The following is an 18,396-nucleotide window of genomic DNA, read 5'->3' on the forward strand; positions in this document are numbered from 1 at the left end:
ACTGTGTATCACACACTATGTGGCGCGTCGGTTGGAGCAGGCGGGTGAGTCAGGATGAGGAACTGCTGTTCGAGAGTCTGCGGCTGGAGCTGCGGCGGGGGTCGTTGATCCTGGCCGTGCTGGCGAGCTTGCGGCGCGAGCAATACGGCTATTCGCTGCGGGTCGCCCTGGGCGAGGTCGGGGTCGAGATGGAGGAGAGCACCCTGTATCCGCTGCTGCGCCGGCTGGAGAGCCAGGGGCTGCTGGACAGCGAGTGGCGCGAGGAGGAGCGGCGCAGGAAGCGGTTCTACCGTCTGTCGCCGCGCGGCGAGGCCATGCTGGCGCGGCTGGCGGCCGAATGGCGGGGCCTGTCGGCCTCGCTGGAGAAGATGCTGTGAACATCGGGAAAGAGGGAGAGCGTGGGATGGACCTGGTTGAATCCTATCTGAAGGCGGTGGCGGCCCAGCTGCCGAAGGCGACGCGCGAGGACATCGTCGCCGAGCTGCGCGACGAGATCATGGGGCGGCTCGAGGCGCTGGAGGCGCGGCTGGGCCGGGCGCCGAGCGACGACGAGGTCGAGGCCCTGCTACGCGAGGTCGGCCATCCGCTGACGGTGGCGGCGCGGTATCGGTCGGGGCCGCAGGCGCTGATCGGGCCGGAGCTGTATCCGTGGTGGCTGTTCGCGGTGAAGACGGCGCTGCTGGTGATGGTTTGCGTCACCCTGATCGGACTGGCGGCGCGGGTGCTGGCCGGCGACATCTACGCGGGTCAGGCGATAGGCCAGGCCTTCGCCAGCCTGTTCAGCGGGGCGGTGTCGGTGATCGGGGTGGTGACCCTGATCGGCTTCGTGCTGGAGCGGCAGGAGAAGAAGCCCGACTTCATCGCCAAATGGCGGGTCAAGGATCTGGGCCTGTTCGAACTGGGCGGCGACATCGACGCCGAGACCTGGGGCGAGCGGTTGGCGCGCGGCGGGGCGACGCTGCGCGAAGACGCGGCCGCCAAGTCGGGGCCGGCGGTGCGCAAGAGCGCCGAGATGTCGCCGGCCGCGCGGGCGGTGTCCAGCGCCATCGCCTGGGGCGTGCTGCTGCTGTGGTGGACAGGCCTGTTGCCGATGGCCTCGATCCGGCCGGAGGAACTGGCCGGCGTTGTGGACGGCGTCGACTATGGCCGGGTCCTGGTCCAGGTCGTCGACGCGGCCTACTGGCCCGTGACCCTGTTCGTCGTGGCGCGAATCCTGTTCGACCTGACGCGGGCGGCGTCGGGGGGGAATGTGCGGCTGACGGCCCTGGGCGACATGACCTTCGGCGCCGCGGCGGCCTGGGGCGTGGCGTGGCTGTGGTTCTGGTCGCCGCTGAGCCCGGTGATCTGGGTCGGGACGGTGACGGAGTTCGCCGAACGGGCGCGGGCGCTGTTCCATCCCACGGCGGACGACGCGGGCGGTCTGGCGGCGATCCTGATGATCATCGTGGTCTGGGCCTTCCTGGCCGAGATCTGGCGGATCCTGCGGGCGGCGGGGCGGCTGGTCGTCGGCCGATAGCGGACGCCGGCGATGTGTTGAACCTCCGGCCGTTTCCGCCGTTGCTGTCCGTCGGCGGCGCTGGGCGGCCGGGGGCGAGAGCAACTGAGTGACACTACAACAGGGTTTGGCCTTCGGCCTGGTCGGCCTGACGGTGGCGGCCTTCATCTGGGGCCGGTTCCGGTATGACCTAGTCGCGGTGGCGGCCCTGGTGGCGGGTCTGGCCATCGGGGTGATCCCGGCCGAGGCGGCGTTCGAGGGCTTTTCCAACGATGTGACGGTGATCATCGCCTGCGCCCTGGTGGTGTCGGCGGCCTTCGCCAAGTCGGGCATCGTCGAACTGGCCCTGAAGCGGATCCTGCCGCACCTGAAGACCGAACGCAGCCAGGTGCCGGTGCTGACGGCGGCCGTGACCCTGTTGTCGATGGTGACCAAGAACGTCGGCGCCCTGGCCATCATGATGCCGGTCGCGTTGCAGGTCAGCCGGCGCACCGGGACCAAACAGTCGCGGCTGCTGATGCCCATGGCGTTTGGGGCCATGGCGGGGGGGATGGTGACCCTGGTCGGGACCGCGCCCAACATCCTGGTCGCCGAGGTGCGTCAGGACATGGTCGGGGCGCCGTTCCAGATGTTCGACTATGCGCCGGTGGGCCTGATCCTGACGGGGGCCGCCCTGGTGTTCCTGACGTTCGGCTATCGGCTGCTGCCCAAGGACCGGACGGGGACCATAGGTCTGTCGGCGGCCCTGTCGGCCAACGCCTATCTGACCGAGGCGCGCGTGCCCGACGACTGGACGCTGGCGACCAAGCCCATCAGCGCCCTGAAGGCCATGGCGCCGGACGAGATCCAGGTGATGGCCCTGATCCGCGACGGCAAGCGCAAGGCCCGGCCGCGCGGCAACACCCTGATCCGGGCCGGGGACACCCTGCTGATCAAGGGCGACCAGGAGGCGCTGGAGGAATTCATCGTCGCCACCAAGCTGAAGCTGGTGCGCGGCGACCGGCCGGTGCTGCTGGAGGAGGCCAAGGACGAGGTCCATCTGGTCGAGGCGGTGATCGGGGCGGACTCGTCCCTGACCGGACAGTCGGTGCGGTCGCTGGACCTGTACGGCCAATACGGGCTGAACTTGCTGGGGGTGTCGCGCAGCGGCTATGAGCTGACGCAGCATCTGCGGACGGCCAAGCTGCAGGCGGGGGATGTGCTGTTGCTGCAGGGGTCCGAGGCCGGCCTGCCGGGGCGGCTGGCGACCCTGGGCCTGCTGCCCCTGGCGGAAAGGGACATGCGGCTGGGCGGCCAGCGGCGGAAGTTCCTGCCCGCCGTGGTTCTGGCTGTCGCCATGGTGATGGTGGGGTTCGGCCTGATCCCCGTGGCCATCGCCTTCTTCGGCGCAGCGGTGGTGATCGTGGCCCTGGGCGGGCTGAAGATGCGCGAGGCCTACGCCGCGCTGGACGGGCCGCTGCTGGTGCTGATCGCCGCCCTGATCCCGGTGTCGGACGCCATCCAGCAGACGGGCGGGGCGGATCTGATCGCCGGGGGGCTGAAGTCGATCTTCCAGGGCATACCGCCCGTGGTGGCGGTGGCCGGCATGATGTTCGCGGCGATGGCGGTGACGCCCTTCCTGAACAATGCGGCGACGGTTCTGGTGGTGGCGCCCATCGCGGCGACCCTGGCCCAGCAACTGGGCTATCGGCCCGACCCCTTCCTGATGGCCGTGGCGGTCGGGGCGGCGTGTGACTTCCTGACCCCCATCGGGCACCAGTGCAATACGCTGGTCATGGGGCCGGGCGGGTACAAGTTCTCGGACTATCCCAAGCTGGGAGCGCCGCTGAGCCTGCTGGTGCTGGTGATTGGGCCGCCGGCGATCCTGCTGTTCTGGCCCATGTGATCGGGCCCGGCCCCGGCGTATCCGGGGCCGGGGCGGGCGTCAGCGTGTGCGGGCGGCGGGCGCCGCGTCGCACGTCAGGCGGCCGTTGTCGTTGCGGACCTGGGCGCCGCGGCAGGCGCGGACGCTGAGGGTCGAGGCCACCGACTGGCCGTCCTTGGCGATGCAGCGTGCGCGCAGCCGATCCCCGTTCAGCGAGATGTTGCGGCAGGTCTCGCGATAGCTGCCGACCGGCAGGGCGCGGCCGGAAACGGCCGGCTGGGGATCGGGACGAGTTTGGGCGACAGCGACGGCGCCCACGGCGAACAGGGCGGCGGCGGCCCCGACCGAGGCGCCGATCGAGACGAGTTTGGAAACAGACAGACGAACCAAGGCGTAACTCCCATTTTTCTATTTGCGCCTCTGCGGGCGAAAAACGAGGTTATGCGCGTCTGAGCCTGTGTCCAGTCCTGATCGCGATCAGGCGTCAGGGACTTCACCAGCGCGGCGAGACATGGGCCGGCCCCTTGAACACCGCATTGGCGAACAGGGGCTTCAGGCCTTCGAGATAGCCGCGCACCGTCGGATCCTGGGTGAAGGCGATCATCTGGCCCGACCCCAGGGACTCGACCATGACCACGGGCTTGTAGCCCAGCTGGGCCTGGTTCTCAGCCCACAGCTGGCCCGAGGCCAGCAGGCGGTCCGAGCCTTCGAACCGCACGGCGTTGGTCCCTTCGCCACGCTTCAGGGGGGCGTAGATGTCGGCGCCGCGCACCAGGACGTTCAACTCGGACGGCAGGCCGGCGCCGATCCAGTGGTCGGGATCGACATGGGCCCGGGCCAGGACGCCGGCGACCGAGTCGGGGCCGTGGTCGCTGTGGGCCAGCAGGGCGGCGTAGTCGGTCTGGTTGGCGATCCGGGCGGGGGCGGCGGGCTTGTCCTCGTCCTTGTCCAAGGCGCCGTCCTCGCGGCGCGAGGCCAGCATGTCGCTGTCGGCGTCGGCCAGCAGGCGGGTTGCGGTTCCCAGGCTGATCAGGGTGCCGCCGCGCGAGACCCAGTCGTGCAACGCCTTGACCCCGGCCTCGCCCAGGACGGAGGCGTAGTCGCGACCCTCGGGCAGGATCAGGACCTGATAATGGGCCAGGTCGGCCTCGCCCAAGCTGGCGGTGCGGATGGCGGTGACGGGATAGCCCAGGTCGCGTTCCAGCAGCCAGCGGGTCGCGCCCGCGGCGTCGGGGGCGGTCGGACTGTCCCAGGCCAGGGCGATGCGGGGCGCGCGGAGCCGCACCACGTCGCTGGAGCCGAAGCCGGCGCCGCGCTCGACCCAGGATTCGTCTACGCCCACGACTTCGGCGCCCGTGTCGGCGGCGAGGCGGTTCAGGGTGGCGATCAGGTCGGCGGGCGCGCCCGCCTTCGGCAGGATCAGGGTTCCGGCGGGCCAGTCGCGGCCGTTCTGGGTGAAGGGCTGGTCGGCGGAGCTGATCGTCAGCCCGGCCTGCAAGGCGGCGGCGAGGAAACGGGGCTGGGCCGATCCGGGCGCGACCAGGAAACCGTAGCGGGCCTCGGCGTTCCGGACGGCGGCGGGGGTGACCAGTTCGGGGCCGCGCGCCTCGACGGCGACGCTCGGCGCGCTGTCGCAGCGGGTCGCATCGACGCCGAACATCAAGGGCAGAGACCAGGCTGTGACGTCATAGATCTCGTCGCCCAGGCCGCGGGCGCGACGGCGCTCCTGCTCGGCCAGGAAGTCGGGGGGGACAGGCACGTCGCGGGTCAGCAGCACCTCGGCCATCCGGCGCTGGGGCTGGGCAAGGTTGATCACATAGTCGCCCGCGCGGTGTTGGCCGGCGCAGGCGAAGGCCTGGCGCGCGACCCAGACCTCGATGCCCGAACGGACCAGCAGGCCCGCCAGACGGTCCGCCGCCGCCGGATCCGACGCACGCGACAGAACATAGGCGCCCCGTCCCGCCACGCCGTCGCGGTGATAGGCGTAGAAGTCGTTCAGCAGCCGGTCGTGATTGCGCGAGGCCGTCTCGATGGTGGCCAGGGTGGCGGTCAGGTGGGCGCGCACCGTGTCGGCGTAGGTGAAGACCTCGCCCGAGCTGCGGCGGGCCGCCAGGCCCCGGGCCGACCCGACCTCGTAGGTCATGGAGACGGCGCCCAGATAACCCGGCCAGCCGTCGCCATAGCCGGGATAGAAGGCGTCAAAGACCTTGCGGTTGAAATAGGCCAGACCCGCCGCATCGAACCGGGCGCCGGTGTTGCGGCCGAACAGGGCGCGGTTCTCCAGGGTGCGCGGCCAGATCCACGGGTTCAGCGGCTCGGCCTCGGGCGGGAAGAAGAAGGTCTCGTCCGAGCCCATCTCGTGGCTGTCGACGACCACCTGGGGCCGCCAGTCGCGGACCAGGGCGGCGTGACCCTGGGTTTCGGGCTGGGTCTGGATGAACCAGTCGCGGTTCAGGTCGAACAGATAATGGTTGTAGCGGCCGCTGGGCCAGGGCTCGTCCCGCTCGGCCGAGGCGGGGTCGGGATTGGGCAGGGAGCCGCGGCCCGAGGCGAAGCTGTTGAGGAAACGCTCGCGCCCGTCCGGGTTCTGGGTCGGGACGAAGACGACGACGGTGTTGGCCAGCCAGGCCTGGGCGGTCGGGTCGGTCAGCAGGCGACGGGCGGCCTGCATGGCGGCGTCGGCGGGGCTGATCTCATTGCCGTGGACCGAATAGGCCATCCAGACCAGGACCGGCTGATCCGCGATCAGGGCGGCGGCCTGCTGGGGCGAGGTGCGGCGCGGATCGGCCAGGGCGCGGGCGTCGGCCTTGATCTGGTCCAGCCGGGCGATGTTGGCGGGCGAGCCGACGGCGGCCCAGAACAGGGGGCGGCCCTCCCAACTCGTCGCATAGTCGCCGATGGCGACCTGGTCGGGGGCTGCGGTCTTCAGCGCTTCGAAATAGCGACGGACGTCGGCGGCGCGCGTGATCTCCTGACCGCTGTCATAGCCCAGGGTCTGGCGGACGGTGGGGATGTCGGCGGCGGTCTGGCGCGCCGAGACGGGCTGGACCGCGAGCAAGGCGGCGGCGCAGGCGCCGGCCAGGCTGAAGGCGAGCGGACGCACGGAACGACGATGACTGGACATGAACTGACCCCCCGGGAGGCGGACACCTTAGTCGGGGCACGGAAAAAGAAAACGGTCTTGACGTGTAACCTATAGGTGATATGTCACCTCAAGGTTACGTCAGGAGGGCGACATGAGCAACAGCGACGATCAAGCGATCCAGCGCGTGAAACTGGAAAGAAGACGGTGCTGGTGGACGGCGCTCGCCCTGGCCGTCGTCGGCGCCGTAGCCATGGTCGGCGGCGCGGGGTTCGCGATGGTTTCCGGCGTAGAAGGCGATGAGGCGACGGCGGCGGGCGTGGCGACAGGGATCGGATTTGCTCTGACGCTCATCGGGGCGATCTGGGCGTGGAGCGCGCGTCCAGGCCAGTCAATCATCGTGGCGGCGAGCGGAGAAGGGGCGCGGCGTGACAAGTTGGAGCGGGCGCGCACCCAACAGCTGGTGATGCTGCCCGTGGTGCTACTTCTCTTCATGGCTCAGGCGCATCGGGCGATGGAGCGGATCCTGGGTGGAGACCATAATCTGGGCGCCTATGTGCAGGTTCTTCTGCCGGTTCTTTACGGCTGGCTGATCCCGCTTATCGTCATGGGCTGGGACGCACACACACGCAAGAACCGCCGGTTCCTGGAAGACGAGCTGACCCAGCTCATGCGGGCCAGATCTATGATCCTGGCCTTCGTCGTGCTGATGGCGGGCCTGACCGTGGCGCTGGGCCTGGGGCTGTGGCGTCCCCAGTACGGGGTCATGGCCTTGCCCTATGTCCTGGCTCTGGGCGGGGCCTCGGCGGGGCTGCGGTTCGCCTGGCTGGATCGGGAGGCCGGGCGCGATGGCTGATTTGCAATCGGAGTGCGGGCGGAGAGTCTTGAGGAGCGTCGCCTATGGATGAGCATGAGAAGGAGGCGGCCCTGGCGCGTGAGCGTCGCCGCCGCCGGCGGTACGGGTTCGCCCTGGTGGTCTTCACGCTGGGCATCGTCGGGATCGGCGCGCTGGCCGCCAGCGAAGATAGTGGTGATGCGCAATGGGCCACGGCGGTCGCGGCGGCGGGCGGCGTCGCCATGCTGGTCGGGGCGATCCTGGCCTGGATCAGCAAGCCCGGCGAAGATCGGCGACGCCTGGATGCGATCATGACGTATCGGGATCGCGTTCAACGGAATCGAACCATCCAATTGTTCACCATGAGCCTGGTGGTTCTGATCGACGTGATCATGATCATTGGCTTCTCGGACAATCTGCTCGCCGGGCGTGTCAGTGAGGCTGTGGTTCCATTGCTGATGGCCGTCACAGTTAGCTGGATCATTGTTATGACGGTGATGGAGTGGGACGGCGGTTCGCGGAAAGTGAAGAAATTCCTCGACGACGAACTGTCCCGTCATATCCGGGCGCGCGCGACGGGCCTGGCCTTCATCGTCCTGATGGCGGGCGCCACCCTGGCGCTGGCCGCCAGCGTGTGGGCGCCGAACTGGACGCCGCTGGTGCTGGCCTTCTCGCTGCTGGCTTCGGCGGGGGCGGCGGCCTTGCGGTTCGCGCTTCTGGATCGAGAGGCGTCCGGCGATGGGGAGTAGTCGGCTGGGGTTGAGGCTGAAGGAGGTCCGCACGGCGGCCGGCCTGACCCAGGCTCAACTGGCCGACGCCGCCAGGGTGTCGCGCAAGACGATCAATACGGTGGAGAACGGGGTCTTCATCCCCTCGACCATTGTGGCCCTGGATTTGGCGCGGGCGCTGAACACGACGGTCGAGGCGATCTTCTATCTGAAGGACTGAGCATCCATGTCCGAAAACCGCGAGACATCGCCGGGCTGAGCCGCCATCCTGCGGGTTATGGAACAGTCGTTGGATCAGGAGGCCTGTTGGCGGGCCTTGGGGGCGCGGGACGCCCGGTTCGACGGGCGGTTCTTTACCGGCGTGACCTCGACGGGGATCTACTGCCGGCCGGTCTGTCCGGCGCGAACGCCCCGGCGCGAGAATGTGGTGTTTCATCCCACGGCGGCCTCGGCGGAGGCGGCGGGGTTTCGCGCCTGCCTGCGGTGTCGGCCCGAGACGGCGCCCGAGATGGGGGCGTGGCGCGGCACGTCGAACACCGTCAGCCGGGCCCTGGCCCTGATCGAGGCGGGGGCGCTGGACGGGGGCGATGCAGACGCCCTGGCGGCGCGGCTGGGGGTGGGCGAGCGGCATCTGCGGCGGCTGTTCCGCCAGCACCTGGGCGCGGCGCCGGTCAGCGTGGCCCAGACGCGGCGCGTGCTGCTGGCCAAACAGCTGATCCACGAGAGCGACCTGTCGATGGCCGAGGTGGCGATGGCGTCGGGCTTCGGCAGCGTGCGGCGGTTCAACGAGACCTTCCAGGCCCTGTATGGCCGTCCGCCGTCGGAACTGCGGCGGCGCAAGGCGGAAGGCGAGGGCGGAGGCCCGGTGAAGCTGGGCCTGGCCTATCGCCCGCCCTATGACTGGAGCGCGATGATGTCGGCCCTGGCGGCGCGGGCCGCCCCGGACGAAGCGGTGGCCGACGGGGTCTGGCGGCGCAGGCTGCGGGCGGCGACGGACGGGACGGACGGCGAGGTCTCCGTGCGGTTGGGGTCTGAGGGCAAGGCGGCGGTCGAGGCGCGGGTGGACGAACTGAAAGCCCTGCCCGGCGTGCTGGCGCGGGTGCGGCGGGTGTTCGATCTGGCGGCTGATCCCAGGGCGATCCGGCGGGACCTGTCGGCGGATCCGGACCTGCGTGCGGCGCTTGAGGCCTGGCCGGGGCTGAGGCCGGCGGGGGACTGGATCGACGCCGGAGAGGATGCGCCCAGCGACCGGCTTGCGACCGTGGATACGGCCCTGGCGGCGCGGGCCGAAGCCTGGCGCCCCTGGCGCGCCTATGGCGCCCTGTACTGGAACCGTGTGACGGAGACGGCCGATGCCTAGACAATCAACGCCGATGACCCTGACCCTGGATCGGATCGCCTCGCCGGTGGGCGAGGTGCTGGTGGCGACCGACGCCGAGGGGGCGGTGCGGGCGCTGGATTTCCATGATTACGAAGACCGGATGCGCCGGCTGCTGCACCGCCACTACGGCCCGGTCGAACTGGTCGAGGGGCGGGCGCCGGAGGCGGTGCGTCGGGCGGTCGAGGCCTATTTCAAAGGTGATCTGGCGGCGTTCGATGCGGTGGTGGTCAAGACCGGCGGGACCGTGTTCCAGCAGGCGGTGTGGGCCGCGCTGCGGGCCATTCCGGCGGGCGAGACGCGCAGCTACGGGCAGCTGGCGGCGGCGATCGGGTCGCCCAGGGCGGTGCGGGCGGTGGGTCTGGCCAACGGCTCCAACCCGGTGGGGGTGATCGTGCCCTGCCATCGGGTGATCGGGGCGAACGGGACCCTGACCGGCTATGCGGGCGGGCTGGAGCGGAAGCGCTGGCTGCTGGCGCACGAGGCCGGCGGCCGGCTGCTCTGATCGGCGAGGCAACGGCATCGGTCCCCGACCGTTACCCAAGTCCACAGACCGAAAGAGTATCGACGATGAAACTATCCAATGGCGCCCTGGTGGCGGTGGTCGACGGCGAGAAGCTGGTCCTGTTCAAGAACACGAACGCCGAGGAAATCCGGCTGTCGCCGCTGGAGATTCCGGCGATGGAGGATCGGGTTTCCGGCTCGTCCGGCCGCCGTTCCAGCGAGGCCAACCCGGACAACGACACCCAGGCCGAGGACGGTTTCGCCATGGGCGTGGCCGAGGTGCTGAACAAATGGTCGGTCACGAACAAGATCGACGAACTGCTGGTGATCGCGGCGCCCAAGACTCTGGGGGAGCTGCGCAAGCACTGGCACAAGGATCTGGAATCCAAGCTGGCCGGCGAGATCGCCAAGGACCTGACCGGCCACTCCAGCGACCAGATCGCGGCGGCGATCGAAAAGGCCTGAGCTGAATCAGGGCGGGTTTGAGGGCGGCGACCGGAGACGGTCGCCGCCCTCGGCGTGTCTAGACGCCGTCCAGGAACAGGCGGCAGGCGGGGTTGGCGGTTTCGTCGACATAGGGGTAGCCCAGGTCGGCGAGGGCGGCGAACAGTTGGGCCTGTTCTTCGGGCGGGACGCTGACGCCGGCCAGCACCCGGCCGACGTCGTCGCCGTGGTTGCGGTAGTGGAACAGGGTCAGGGCCCAGGCGGGCTGGAGGCTGTTGAGGAAGCGCAGGAAGGCGCCGGGCCGTTCGGGGAACTGGAAGCGCAGGATGCGTTCGTGGGGCAGGCCGACGGTGCGGCCGCCGACCATGTAGCGGACGTGCAGTTTGGCGGTCTCGTTGTCGCTCATGTCCTCGACGGCGTAGCCGCCGGAACGGAGGGTCGCGATCAGGTCGTCGCGCTCGTGCGGGCCGTTCCGCAGGGCGACGCCGACGAAGATCTGGGCGTGGCCGTCGCCGGACCAGCGATAGTTGAATTCAGTGACCGAGCGGCCGTCGAGACTGTCGAGGAAGCGGCGGTAGTCGTCGCGGTCGTCCTTCATCGCCACGGCCAGCAGGGCCTCGGCGCCCTCGCCGATCTCGGCCCGTTCGGCGACATGGCGCAGCCGGTCGAAGTTGAGGTTGGCGCCCGAGTTGATGGCGATCAGCGTGCCTGCGCCAGGGTGGGCGGCCGCCCAGGCCTTGAGCCCGGCCAGGGCCACGGCGCCCGAGGGTTCGGCGATTGCGCGGCTGTCGTCGAAGATGTCCTTGATGGCGGCGCAGATGGCGTCGGTGTCCACCAGGACGATCTCGTCCAGCAGGTCCTTGCACAGGCGGAAGGTCTCCGTCCCCGCGCGGCGCACGGCGACCCCGTCGGCGAACAGGCCGACCTCGTTCAGGGTCACGACCTCGCCGGCGTCGATGGCGGCCTTCATGGTGGGGGCGTCGACCGGTTCCACGCCGATGACGCGGGTGTCGGGGCGCAGGAATTTGATGATGGACGCGACGCCGGCGGCCAGGCCGCCGCCGCCGATGGGCACGAAGACGGCCTCGATGGGGTCGGCGTGCTGGCGGGCGATCTCAAGCCCCACCGTCCCCTGGCCGGCGATGACCTCGGGGTCGTCGAAGGGGTGGATGAAGGCGGCGCCGGTCTGGCTCTCCAGATAACGGGCGTGGGCGTAGGCCTCGTCGAAACTGTCGCCGTGCAGGACCACTTCGCCGCCCAGGGCGCGGACGGCGGCGACCTTGATGCCGGGGGTGGTGGTCGGCATGACGATGGTCGCCGGGATGTTGCGACGGGCGGCGGCCAGGGCCACGCCCTGGGCGTGATTGCCGGCGGAGGCGCAGATCACGCCCTTGGATAGTTCGGCCTGCGACAGGCCGGCGATCTTGTTGTAGGCGCCGCGAATCTTGAACGAAAACACCGGCTGCAGATCCTCGCGCTTCAGCAGCACGGGCCGGTCCAGCCGCGCCGACAGGCGGCGCAGCGGATCAAGCGGGGTCTCCTCCGCCACGTCATAGACGCGGGCGGTGAGGATGCGGCGGATGGTGTCTTGCATCAAAATGTCGGTCGAGGCGTGGGTGAGGAAATGAAGCCGCCGTTCGTCTAGGCGATTTTGCCCCATTTGTGAAAGGTTCGTGCGCTCAAGGCGGCGAGTCTCCCGTGCTTGGCGGGGACGCGATGATTTCTCTTGCGCGCGGGCCCCATCGGCCTACATTGGATGCGCTTATGCTAACTTTGAGCATAAGGGTCGAGAGGAGAGGCTCATGGCGGACGGCGCCTTTGGTCTGACGAAGGAACTGGAGCGGGAGACCGCCGGGGTGTGGGCGAAGGTCAAGGACCATGTCACGCCGCTGGAGTGGCCCGAACAGGCGCGGCTGATCAGCGAGATCAACCGGCTGAAGCGCGAGCGCGACGCCGTGATCCTGGCCCACAACTACATGACGCCCGAGATCTTCCACGGGGTCGGCGACTATGTCGGCGACAGCCTGGGCCTGGCCAAGGAGGCCGCGCGGTCGGATGCGAAGGTGATCGTCCAGGCGGGCGTGCACTTCATGGCCGAGACTTCGAAGATCCTGAGCCCGGAAAAGACGGTGCTGATCCCCGATCTGCGGGCGGGATGCTCGCTGGCGTCGTCGATCACGGGGGCGGACGTGCGGCTGATCAAGTCGCGCTATCCGGGCCTGCCGGTCGTGACCTATGTGAACACCACGGCCGATGTGAAGGCCGAGACCGACATCTGCTGCACCAGCGCCAACGCCGTCCAGGTGGTCGAGTGGGCGGCCAGGGAATGGGGCGTGGACCGGGTCATCCTGATCCCCGACGAATATCTGGCGCGCAATGTGGCGGCCCAGACGACGGTCGGGATCATCGCCTGGAAGGGCCGCTGCGAGGTGCATGAACGGTTCACGGTGGACGACATCGCCGAGATGCGCGCCGCCTATCCGGGGGCCGAGATTCTGGCCCACCCCGAATGCCCGGAAGACGTGCTGGCGGCGGCGGACTTCGCCGGTTCGACGGCGGCCATGACCGACTATGTCGAGGCGCGTCGGCCCAAACAGGTGGTGATGATCACCGAATGTTCGATGGCCTCGAACGTCGCCGGCGACGTGCCGGGGGTTCAGTTCATCGGCCCGTGCAACCTGTGCCCGCACATGAAGCGGATCACGCTGCAGAACATCCACGACTGCCTGCTGCACATGCAGTTCGAGGTGACGGTTCCGGCCGACATGATCGAACGCGGGCGGCTGGCGGTGCAGCGGATGATCGACCTGCCGCCGCCCGCCGTTCCGGCGCGCTATGACCTGGTCAAGGCGCGCCATCACGTCGATGTGGAGCTGATCTGAGCGAGACGCGGCGATCGGTCTCGTGGTCGGGACCGGTTGCTGCGCCCATCTGGACGTCATGAGCAATATCGACACCCCGAACCGTACGCCTGATCGCATCCCCGGCCCCTGGGATCCCAAGCCCGAGGACCCGGCCGTGCGCGCCGCCCCCGCAGCCCCGGCCGAGATTCCGGTCGAGAAGGATCAGAGCCTGGTCTGGGCCCTGCTGTCCACGGCCCTGATGGGCGGCTTCCTGTGGTGGATCACCGGCAGCGCCATTGTGGCGGGCGCCGTGCTGATCGGCCTGTTCGTCCATGAGGCGGGGCACGCCCTGGCGATGAACCGGATGGGGATGGGGCCGGCGCGGATTTACATCATTCCCTTCCTGGGCGGGCTGGCCAAGGCGCGGCGGGAGCCGAAAAGCGAATGGGACGGGGTGCTGGTTTCGCTGGCGGGCCCGGCGTTCGGTCTGTTGGCCATGATCCCGTTTGTCGGGGTGTGGCTGGCGACCGGGCAGGGCGAATGGCTGATGGGCGCCTTCTTCATCGCCATGCTGAACCTGGTGAACCTGGTCCCGGCGCCGCCGCTGGACGGATCCAGAGCCCTGGGGCCGGTGCTGACGCGGGTGCATCCGCGGCTGGAGCAGATCGTGCTGCTGGTCATCGGCGTGGCCGTGGTCTGGTGGGGACTGTCCACGGGCCGGTTCATCCTGGCCGCCTTCCTGGCCCTGTCGGTGTTCGCCCATCTGAAGCGCGGCGTCTGGCGCGCGGCCTGGGGCACGCTGAGCTGGCCCGAGGCGGGCAAGAGCCTGGTCCTGTACCTGCTGACCCTGGCCGTCTGCGCGGCGGCGGCCCTGGGCGCATTGCTGCCCATGGTCGGGGGCGATCCGGCCGGGGCGGTGAGCCTTGGCCTGAACTCTCTTGGAGTGCGCTGATGAACCGAACGCGACATGACGGGCCCTTGGTCGTCGGCGCCGGTCTGGCGGGCCTGTCGGCCGCGCTGGAAGCGGCGCGGGCGGGGGCTGAGGTTCTGGTGTTGACGCCGGAGCCCTTGTTGAACGCCTGTTCGTCCGCCTGGGCGCAGGGCGGTATGGCGGCGGCCCTGACGGCTGTGGATTCGCCGGAACTGCATGCGAAGGACACCGAGGCGGCGGGCGCGGGTCTGGTCGAGCCGACGGCGACGCGGGCCCTGACCGATGCCGGGCGCGAGACGGTGGAATGGCTGGCGGCCCTGGGCGCGCCGTTCGACCGGGACGCGGACGGCGGCTTCGTGGTCAGTCTGGAGGCCGCCCATTCGGTGGCGCGGGTGGCGCGGGTCGGCGGCGACGGGGCCGGGCGGGCCATCCTGTCGGCCGTGGTCGCGGCGGTGCGGGCCGAGAAGCGGATCACGGTCTGGGAAGACGCGCGGCTGAAGGCCCTGTTGCTGGACGCCGACGGCCGGGTGGTCGGGGCGGTGGCGGCGCGCGGGCCGGGCGGGCGTCTGGTCGAGATCACGGCGACGGCGGTGGTTCTGGCCACCGGCGGGGCGGGCGGTCTGTTCGCGGCCACCACGACGCCGGCGACCCTGAAGGGCGAAGGCCTGGCGCTGGCGGCGCGGGCGGGGGCGGAGATCCTGGATCCCGAGTTCGTGCAGTTTCACCCCACGGCCATCGACGTGGGGCTGGATCCCGCGCCGCTTGCGACTGAAGCCTTGCGCGGCGAGGGCGCGCGGCTGATCGACGGCGAGGGCCGGTTCCTGCTGGGCGAGGCGCCGGACGCGGACCTGAAGGCGCGCGACGTGGTGGCGCGGGCGGTCCATGCCGCGCGGATGGAGGGGCGGGGCGCCTATCTGGATGCGCGCACTGCCATCGGCGAGGCCTTCCCGCACGAGTTTCCGGCCGTGTTCGCCGCCTGTATGCGCAGCGGCCTGGACCCGCGCATCAGTCCGATCCCGGTGATGGCGGCCTGCCACTATCATATGGGCGGGATCGCCGCCGACGCCGACGGACGCACCACGGTCGCGGGCCTGTATGCGGTCGGGGAATGCGCCGCGACCGGGGTTCATGGGGCGAACCGGCTGGCGTCCAACTCCCTGCTGGAGGCGGCGACCTTCGGGCGGCGTGCAGGACAGGCGGCGGCGCTGGAGACCGGCGGCGGACGGCCATCGCCGGTCGAGGTCACGCCGGACCTGCCCGAGGCGGCCATGGCCGAGCTGAGAACCGCGATGACGGCTCATGCGGGGGTGGTGCGGAATGAAGCGGGCCTGTCGGGCCTGATCGCCCTGATCGACCGGCTGGAGGCGCAGTATGGCTCGGCGGCGGCGCTGGAGGCGGCGCGTCTGGTCGTGCAGGCGGCGCTGGATCGGCGTGAGAGCCGGGGCGGCCACTATCGCTCGGATTATCCGCAGACGGCGGCTGTGGCGGACCATACGCGGGTGCGGAATGTGCGCCCGGCGATGCGTCCGGCCGTGCTGGAGCCCGCCGCGTGAGCCGGTCCCTGCCGGATGTGCTGATCGAGCCGGTCGTGCGGATGGCCCTGGCCGAGGATCTGGGCCGGGCGGGCGATGTGACGGCCCTGGCCTGTATTCCCGCAGACGCCCGGATGAAGGCGGGCTTCGTGGCGCGCAAGGCGGGCGTATTGGCGGGGATCGACTGTGTACGGCTGGCGGTGCTGGCCATGGATCCGAAGGCGTCGGTCGATCTGCAGCGCAGCGATGGCGCGGCCTTCGAGGTGGGGGCGGTGCTGGCGGTGGTCGAAGCGAATGCTCGGGCGTTTTTGTCGGCCGAGCGGACGGCGCTGAACCTGGTCGGGCGGTTGTCGGGCGTGGCGACCCTGACGCGGGCCTATGTTCAGGCGGTCGCCGGGACCCAGGCGCGGATCGCGGATACGCGCAAGACCACGCCCGGCCTGCGGGCGCTGGAGAAACATGCGGTAGCGTGCGGCGGGGGGATCAACCATCGCTTCGGCCTGGATGACGCCATTCTGATCAAGGACAACCATGTGGCCGTGTGCGGCGGGGTGGCCGAGGCGGTCCGCCGGGCCAGGGCCTTTGCGCCCCATCTGATGAAGGTCGAGGTCGAGGTCGACGGGCTGGATCAGCTGGAGGCGGTGCTGGGCCTGATCGCCGAGGGGGCGGCGCCGGACGTGGTCATGCTGGACAACTTCAGCCTGGACGATCTGAGGACCGCCGTGGCGCGGGTCGCGGGACGGCTGACGCTGGAAGCCTCGGGCGGGGTCGATCTGACGACCGTGCGGGGCATAGCCGAGACCGGGGTGGACGTGATCTCGGTCGGGGCCCTGACCCATTCCGCGCCCGTGCTGGACATCGGTCTGGACGCGCTTTGAGCCTTTAGAGCGGGAGCGGCCCCTCGAAGCCGCTCCCGTCCATGGATCAGACCGGGTTGGAGACGTCCGTGGCCTCGACCTTTGCGGCGGCCTTGGCCGACGTGACCGCAGGGCGGCTCGTGCGGGCGGCGGCGGTCTGGGCGGCCGGCTGGGGCGACGGCTGGGCGCGCGAGGCGGCTTCCGGTTGCGGCTGGGCTTGCGGGCGCGGCTGAGCGGCGGGGGCTGCCGGTTCCGGCGCGGACAGGCCTTCCTGGGCCAGGACCAGGGAATAGGCCACGGCCTGTCCGGCCTGGCGGGCGGCCTCGACCGGATCGAGCCCGGCCTGGATCAGACGGGGCTGGTCGCCCGCGGTCGAGGGACGCGCCGCGTAGGTGAAGGCCCCGCTGGCGCCCGAACGTCCGCCGAAGCGATAGAAGAGGTGGCTGCCGACCTGGTTCACCCGGATCAGCGAGTTGCGCCAGACCGGCGAGACGCCGGTGGTGTGGAAATGGGTGGCGTTGCCGACGGCCGAATAGACCGATCCCGACAGGGCGCCCGAGGCGATGCTCTTGGCGCGGTTCCAGGCCCCCGAGTTGACCCGACCGCGCATCGCGCCGTTGCAGGTGAACGAGAACTGGCAGCCGGTGCGGCGCGCGGCGCCCTGATAGACGACGCCGCAGATGGTCTTGGGGAAGGCGGGGTGGCGGACGCGGTTCAGGACCACCTGGGCCACGGCCTTCATGCCGTCGCGGCCTTCGCCGCGGGCTTCGTAATAGACGACTTGGGTCAGGCAATCGAGATCGCGGCTGGCGTCCAGGGCGTTGGCCATGCGGAACGGCCGGGCGCCGACCGGCGTGGTCAGATTGGCGCGACGCAGGTTCGGATCGCGGTTGTCGTTCAACTGGTCGAGGCGGGCGGCCAGGAGTTCCGCCTGGCGGTCGCGCTGGGCGGCGCCCGCGCTGGTATAGGGATCGTGTCGGCGTGCGATCGAGAGCGCGCTGGCGTCCAGGCCCCCGGCGGCGGCCGAGAGCGCTTCTTCGGTGAAGCCGGCGGCGGTGGCGCCGTGAATCCGTTCGGCCTGGGCGCGCAGCGTATTCGCCTGCGCCAGGGTTCCGCCCAGATAGGCGCCGCCGATCGCCAGTCCCACCAGACCGCCAAAGGCCGCTGCAGCCGTCATGGGCTTGATCTTCGCCACACGATCGGCGCGCGACGCGGCGCGCGTCTGAGAGGAATGCGACAACGAGTTAGTCCTGTTCAGCAGGGCGAGAAACGCTGCCCCCGGGGTAGTCTCGCCTGCTGGGCGACTCTGACGGTCGCGTTCCAACTGCGGTCAACGCACGGCTCATGCTGCCCGGCGTCGAGGACGGGCCTATATAGCGAAGTTTGTGACCTGAATGTGGCTGATTCGCAAGCCTGCGGTTAAGGCGTAGAAACGATTAGGTATTTTCACTGTATCGCACGGGGGGAATGACAATCCGGGCCGGAATGTGACAGTCGTGACGACGAATACTGTATTGTATTGCAGTAGGTCTTCATTCGCAAATGTGACAGCCTGCGATATCAGCTAAAACGCCTGCCGGGTTCTGTTCATTTTGCGATCATGGGCCGTATTCGCGACTTGACGCCAGGGAGGGAACCTGTGCGTTGCGGTCGCGTTGAAGCGTGACCTTTGGAGAGAAGCCCCATGTCGAGACCCCTTGTGATGGCGGCTGTCGCCGCCGCGACCCTGGCCCTGGCCGCCTGCGGAACCACGATCGAACAGAAGGCGGCGAGCGGCGCGGTGGCCGGCGCTGTCGTCGGCGGACCGGTCGGCGCGGCTGTCGGCGGCGCCGCCGGGGCCGTCGTCGGCCAGGCCCAGAAACCCAACTAGAACGCGTCACGCCCTTGTTTCGGCAGGGGCGCG

General features: G+C 69.8%; 18 protein-coding genes. 14 read left to right on the plus strand and 4 right to left on the minus strand.

The genetic code is table 11. The features are described from left to right. Window positions 1-17 precede the first annotated feature (17 nt). The 3 genes from AC07NC_RS03435 (at window position 18) to AC07NC_RS03445 (ending at window position 3,380) form a co-directional block, all read left to right on the plus strand. On the plus strand, window positions 18-377 hold the full coding sequence (locus tag AC07NC_RS03435; RefSeq protein ID WP_494568588.1) for a PadR family transcriptional regulator: 360 nt from the start codon (window positions 18-20) through the stop codon (window positions 375-377). 26 nt (window positions 378-403) lie between these two features. Continuing rightward, window positions 404-1,516 carry an HAAS signaling domain-containing protein gene (locus tag AC07NC_RS03440; protein WP_494568589.1) on the plus strand — a complete coding sequence of 371 codons (1,113 nt, stop codon included), beginning with the start codon at window positions 404-406 and terminating at the stop codon, window positions 1,514-1,516. Window positions 1,517-1,604: 88 nt separating this feature from the next. Continuing rightward, entirely contained in the window at window positions 1,605-3,380 is a 1,776-nt protein-coding gene (locus tag AC07NC_RS03445) for an SLC13 family permease (RefSeq protein ID WP_494568590.1), read from the plus strand. Window positions 3,381-3,419: 39 nt separating this feature from the next. On the opposite strand, the gene AC07NC_RS03450 is transcribed toward AC07NC_RS03445, so the two are convergent. Beyond that, the gene (locus AC07NC_RS03450; RefSeq protein ID WP_008261145.1) at window positions 3,420-3,749 is read right to left on the minus strand and encodes a hypothetical protein; all 330 of its coding nucleotides are present in this window, start codon (window positions 3,747-3,749) and stop codon (window positions 3,420-3,422) included. Window positions 3,750-3,852: 103 nt separating this feature from the next. Beyond that, window positions 3,853-6,483, minus strand: coding sequence for a M14 family metallopeptidase (locus tag AC07NC_RS03455; protein ID WP_494568591.1), 2,631 nt, complete (start codon window positions 6,481-6,483; stop codon window positions 3,853-3,855). Between the two features lie 112 nt (window positions 6,484-6,595). On the opposite strand from AC07NC_RS03455, the gene AC07NC_RS03460 reads away from it, so the two are divergent. The 6 genes from AC07NC_RS03460 (at window position 6,596) to AC07NC_RS03485 (ending at window position 10,351) form a co-directional block, all read left to right on the plus strand. Further along, a complete protein-coding gene (locus AC07NC_RS03460; RefSeq protein ID WP_494568592.1) occupies window positions 6,596-7,297 on the plus strand; it encodes a hypothetical protein in 702 nt (233 codons plus the stop codon). Between the two features lie 44 nt (window positions 7,298-7,341). Continuing rightward, window positions 7,342-8,025 (plus strand): hypothetical protein, encoded by a 684-nt coding sequence (locus AC07NC_RS03465; protein WP_494568593.1) that lies wholly within the window; start codon window positions 7,342-7,344, stop codon window positions 8,023-8,025. After that, complete coding sequence (locus AC07NC_RS03470) at window positions 8,015-8,224, plus strand: helix-turn-helix transcriptional regulator (RefSeq protein WP_494568594.1); 210 nt, start codon at window positions 8,015-8,017, stop codon at window positions 8,222-8,224. Before AC07NC_RS03465 ends, AC07NC_RS03470 begins: the two co-directional genes overlap by 11 nt. 69 nt (window positions 8,225-8,293) lie before the next feature. Then, a complete protein-coding gene (locus AC07NC_RS03475; RefSeq protein ID WP_494568595.1) occupies window positions 8,294-9,364 on the plus strand; it encodes a bifunctional transcriptional activator/DNA repair enzyme AdaA in 1,071 nt (356 codons plus the stop codon). Beyond that, window positions 9,357-9,887: a methylated-DNA--[protein]-cysteine S-methyltransferase gene (locus AC07NC_RS03480; RefSeq protein ID WP_494568596.1), complete on the plus strand. Its 531-nt coding sequence runs from the start codon at window positions 9,357-9,359 to the stop codon at window positions 9,885-9,887. Before AC07NC_RS03475 ends, AC07NC_RS03480 begins: the two co-directional genes overlap by 8 nt. A 65-nt stretch (window positions 9,888-9,952) precedes the next feature. Then, window positions 9,953-10,351, plus strand: a complete 399-nt coding sequence (locus AC07NC_RS03485) for a baeRF12 domain-containing protein (RefSeq protein ID WP_494568597.1) — start codon at window positions 9,953-9,955, stop codon at window positions 10,349-10,351. A gap of 58 nt (window positions 10,352-10,409) precedes the next feature. Here the strand turns inward: AC07NC_RS03485 and ilvA are convergent, their stop codons facing one another. Beyond that, complete coding sequence (ilvA, locus tag AC07NC_RS03490) at window positions 10,410-11,924, minus strand: threonine ammonia-lyase, biosynthetic (protein ID WP_494568598.1); 1,515 nt, start codon at window positions 11,922-11,924, stop codon at window positions 10,410-10,412. Window positions 11,925-12,132: 208 nt separating this feature from the next. Here ilvA and nadA point away from each other — a divergent pair, with 208 nt between their 5' ends. From nadA to nadC, 4 genes are read left to right on the plus strand one after another with little or no spacing between them, the layout of a single operon-like run. Then, window positions 12,133-13,212: a quinolinate synthase NadA gene (gene nadA / locus AC07NC_RS03495; protein ID WP_035310761.1), complete on the plus strand. Its 1,080-nt coding sequence runs from the start codon at window positions 12,133-12,135 to the stop codon at window positions 13,210-13,212. Between the two features lie 22 nt (window positions 13,213-13,234). Then, window positions 13,235-14,125 carry a metalloprotease gene (locus tag AC07NC_RS03500; RefSeq protein ID WP_494568599.1) on the plus strand — a complete coding sequence of 297 codons (891 nt, stop codon included), beginning with the start codon at window positions 13,235-13,237 and terminating at the stop codon, window positions 14,123-14,125. After that, window positions 14,125-15,657, plus strand: coding sequence for an L-aspartate oxidase (locus AC07NC_RS03505; protein ID WP_494568600.1), 1,533 nt, complete (start codon window positions 14,125-14,127; stop codon window positions 15,655-15,657). Before AC07NC_RS03500 ends, AC07NC_RS03505 begins: the two co-directional genes overlap by 1 nt. A gap of 41 nt (window positions 15,658-15,698) precedes the next feature. Further along, window positions 15,699-16,514 carry a carboxylating nicotinate-nucleotide diphosphorylase gene (gene nadC / locus AC07NC_RS03510; RefSeq protein WP_494568658.1) on the plus strand — a complete coding sequence of 272 codons (816 nt, stop codon included), beginning with the start codon at window positions 15,699-15,701 and terminating at the stop codon, window positions 16,512-16,514. 46 nt (window positions 16,515-16,560) lie between these two features. Here nadC and AC07NC_RS03515 read toward each other — a convergent pair whose 3' ends face one another. Next, window positions 16,561-17,733 (minus strand): cell wall hydrolase, encoded by a 1,173-nt coding sequence (locus AC07NC_RS03515; protein WP_494568601.1) that lies wholly within the window; start codon window positions 17,731-17,733, stop codon window positions 16,561-16,563. Between the two features lie 444 nt (window positions 17,734-18,177). Here AC07NC_RS03515 and AC07NC_RS03520 point away from each other — a divergent pair, with 444 nt between their 5' ends. Further along, complete coding sequence (locus AC07NC_RS03520) at window positions 18,178-18,363, plus strand: hypothetical protein (RefSeq protein WP_035310966.1); 186 nt, start codon at window positions 18,178-18,180, stop codon at window positions 18,361-18,363. Window positions 18,364-18,396: the final 33 nt, after the last annotated feature.

The sequence above is a fragment of the Brevundimonas sp. GW821-FHT10A07 genome (assembly GCF_059415785.1).

Excerpts from the sequence above, each read along its gene's own strand:
- nadC (WP_494568658.1), top strand. The coding sequence starts at position 15,699 with ATGGCCCTGGCCGAGGATCTGGGCCGGGCGGGCGATGTGACGGCCCTG.
- AC07NC_RS03455 (WP_494568591.1), bottom strand. The coding sequence starts at position 6,483 with ATGTCCAGTCATCGTCGTTCCGTGCGTCCGCTCGCCTTCAGCCTGGCC.
- AC07NC_RS03485 (WP_494568597.1), top strand. The coding sequence starts at position 9,953 with ATGAAACTATCCAATGGCGCCCTGGTGGCGGTGGTCGACGGCGAGAAG.
- AC07NC_RS03480 (WP_494568596.1), top strand. The coding sequence starts at position 9,357 with ATGCCTAGACAATCAACGCCGATGACCCTGACCCTGGATCGGATCGCC.
- nadA (WP_035310761.1), top strand. The coding sequence starts at position 12,133 with ATGGCGGACGGCGCCTTTGGTCTGACGAAGGAACTGGAGCGGGAGACC.
- AC07NC_RS03435 (WP_494568588.1), top strand. The coding sequence starts at position 18 with ATGTGGCGCGTCGGTTGGAGCAGGCGGGTGAGTCAGGATGAGGAACTG.
- AC07NC_RS03520 (WP_035310966.1), top strand. The coding sequence starts at position 18,178 with ATGTCGAGACCCCTTGTGATGGCGGCTGTCGCCGCCGCGACCCTGGCC.
- AC07NC_RS03505 (WP_494568600.1), top strand. The coding sequence starts at position 14,125 with ATGAACCGAACGCGACATGACGGGCCCTTGGTCGTCGGCGCCGGTCTG.
- AC07NC_RS03470 (WP_494568594.1), top strand. The coding sequence starts at position 8,015 with ATGGGGAGTAGTCGGCTGGGGTTGAGGCTGAAGGAGGTCCGCACGGCG.
- ilvA (WP_494568598.1), bottom strand. The coding sequence starts at position 11,924 with ATGCAAGACACCATCCGCCGCATCCTCACCGCCCGCGTCTATGACGTG.
- AC07NC_RS03465 (WP_494568593.1), top strand. The coding sequence starts at position 7,342 with ATGGATGAGCATGAGAAGGAGGCGGCCCTGGCGCGTGAGCGTCGCCGC.
- AC07NC_RS03460 (WP_494568592.1), top strand. The coding sequence starts at position 6,596 with ATGAGCAACAGCGACGATCAAGCGATCCAGCGCGTGAAACTGGAAAGA.
- AC07NC_RS03440 (WP_494568589.1), top strand. The coding sequence starts at position 404 with ATGGACCTGGTTGAATCCTATCTGAAGGCGGTGGCGGCCCAGCTGCCG.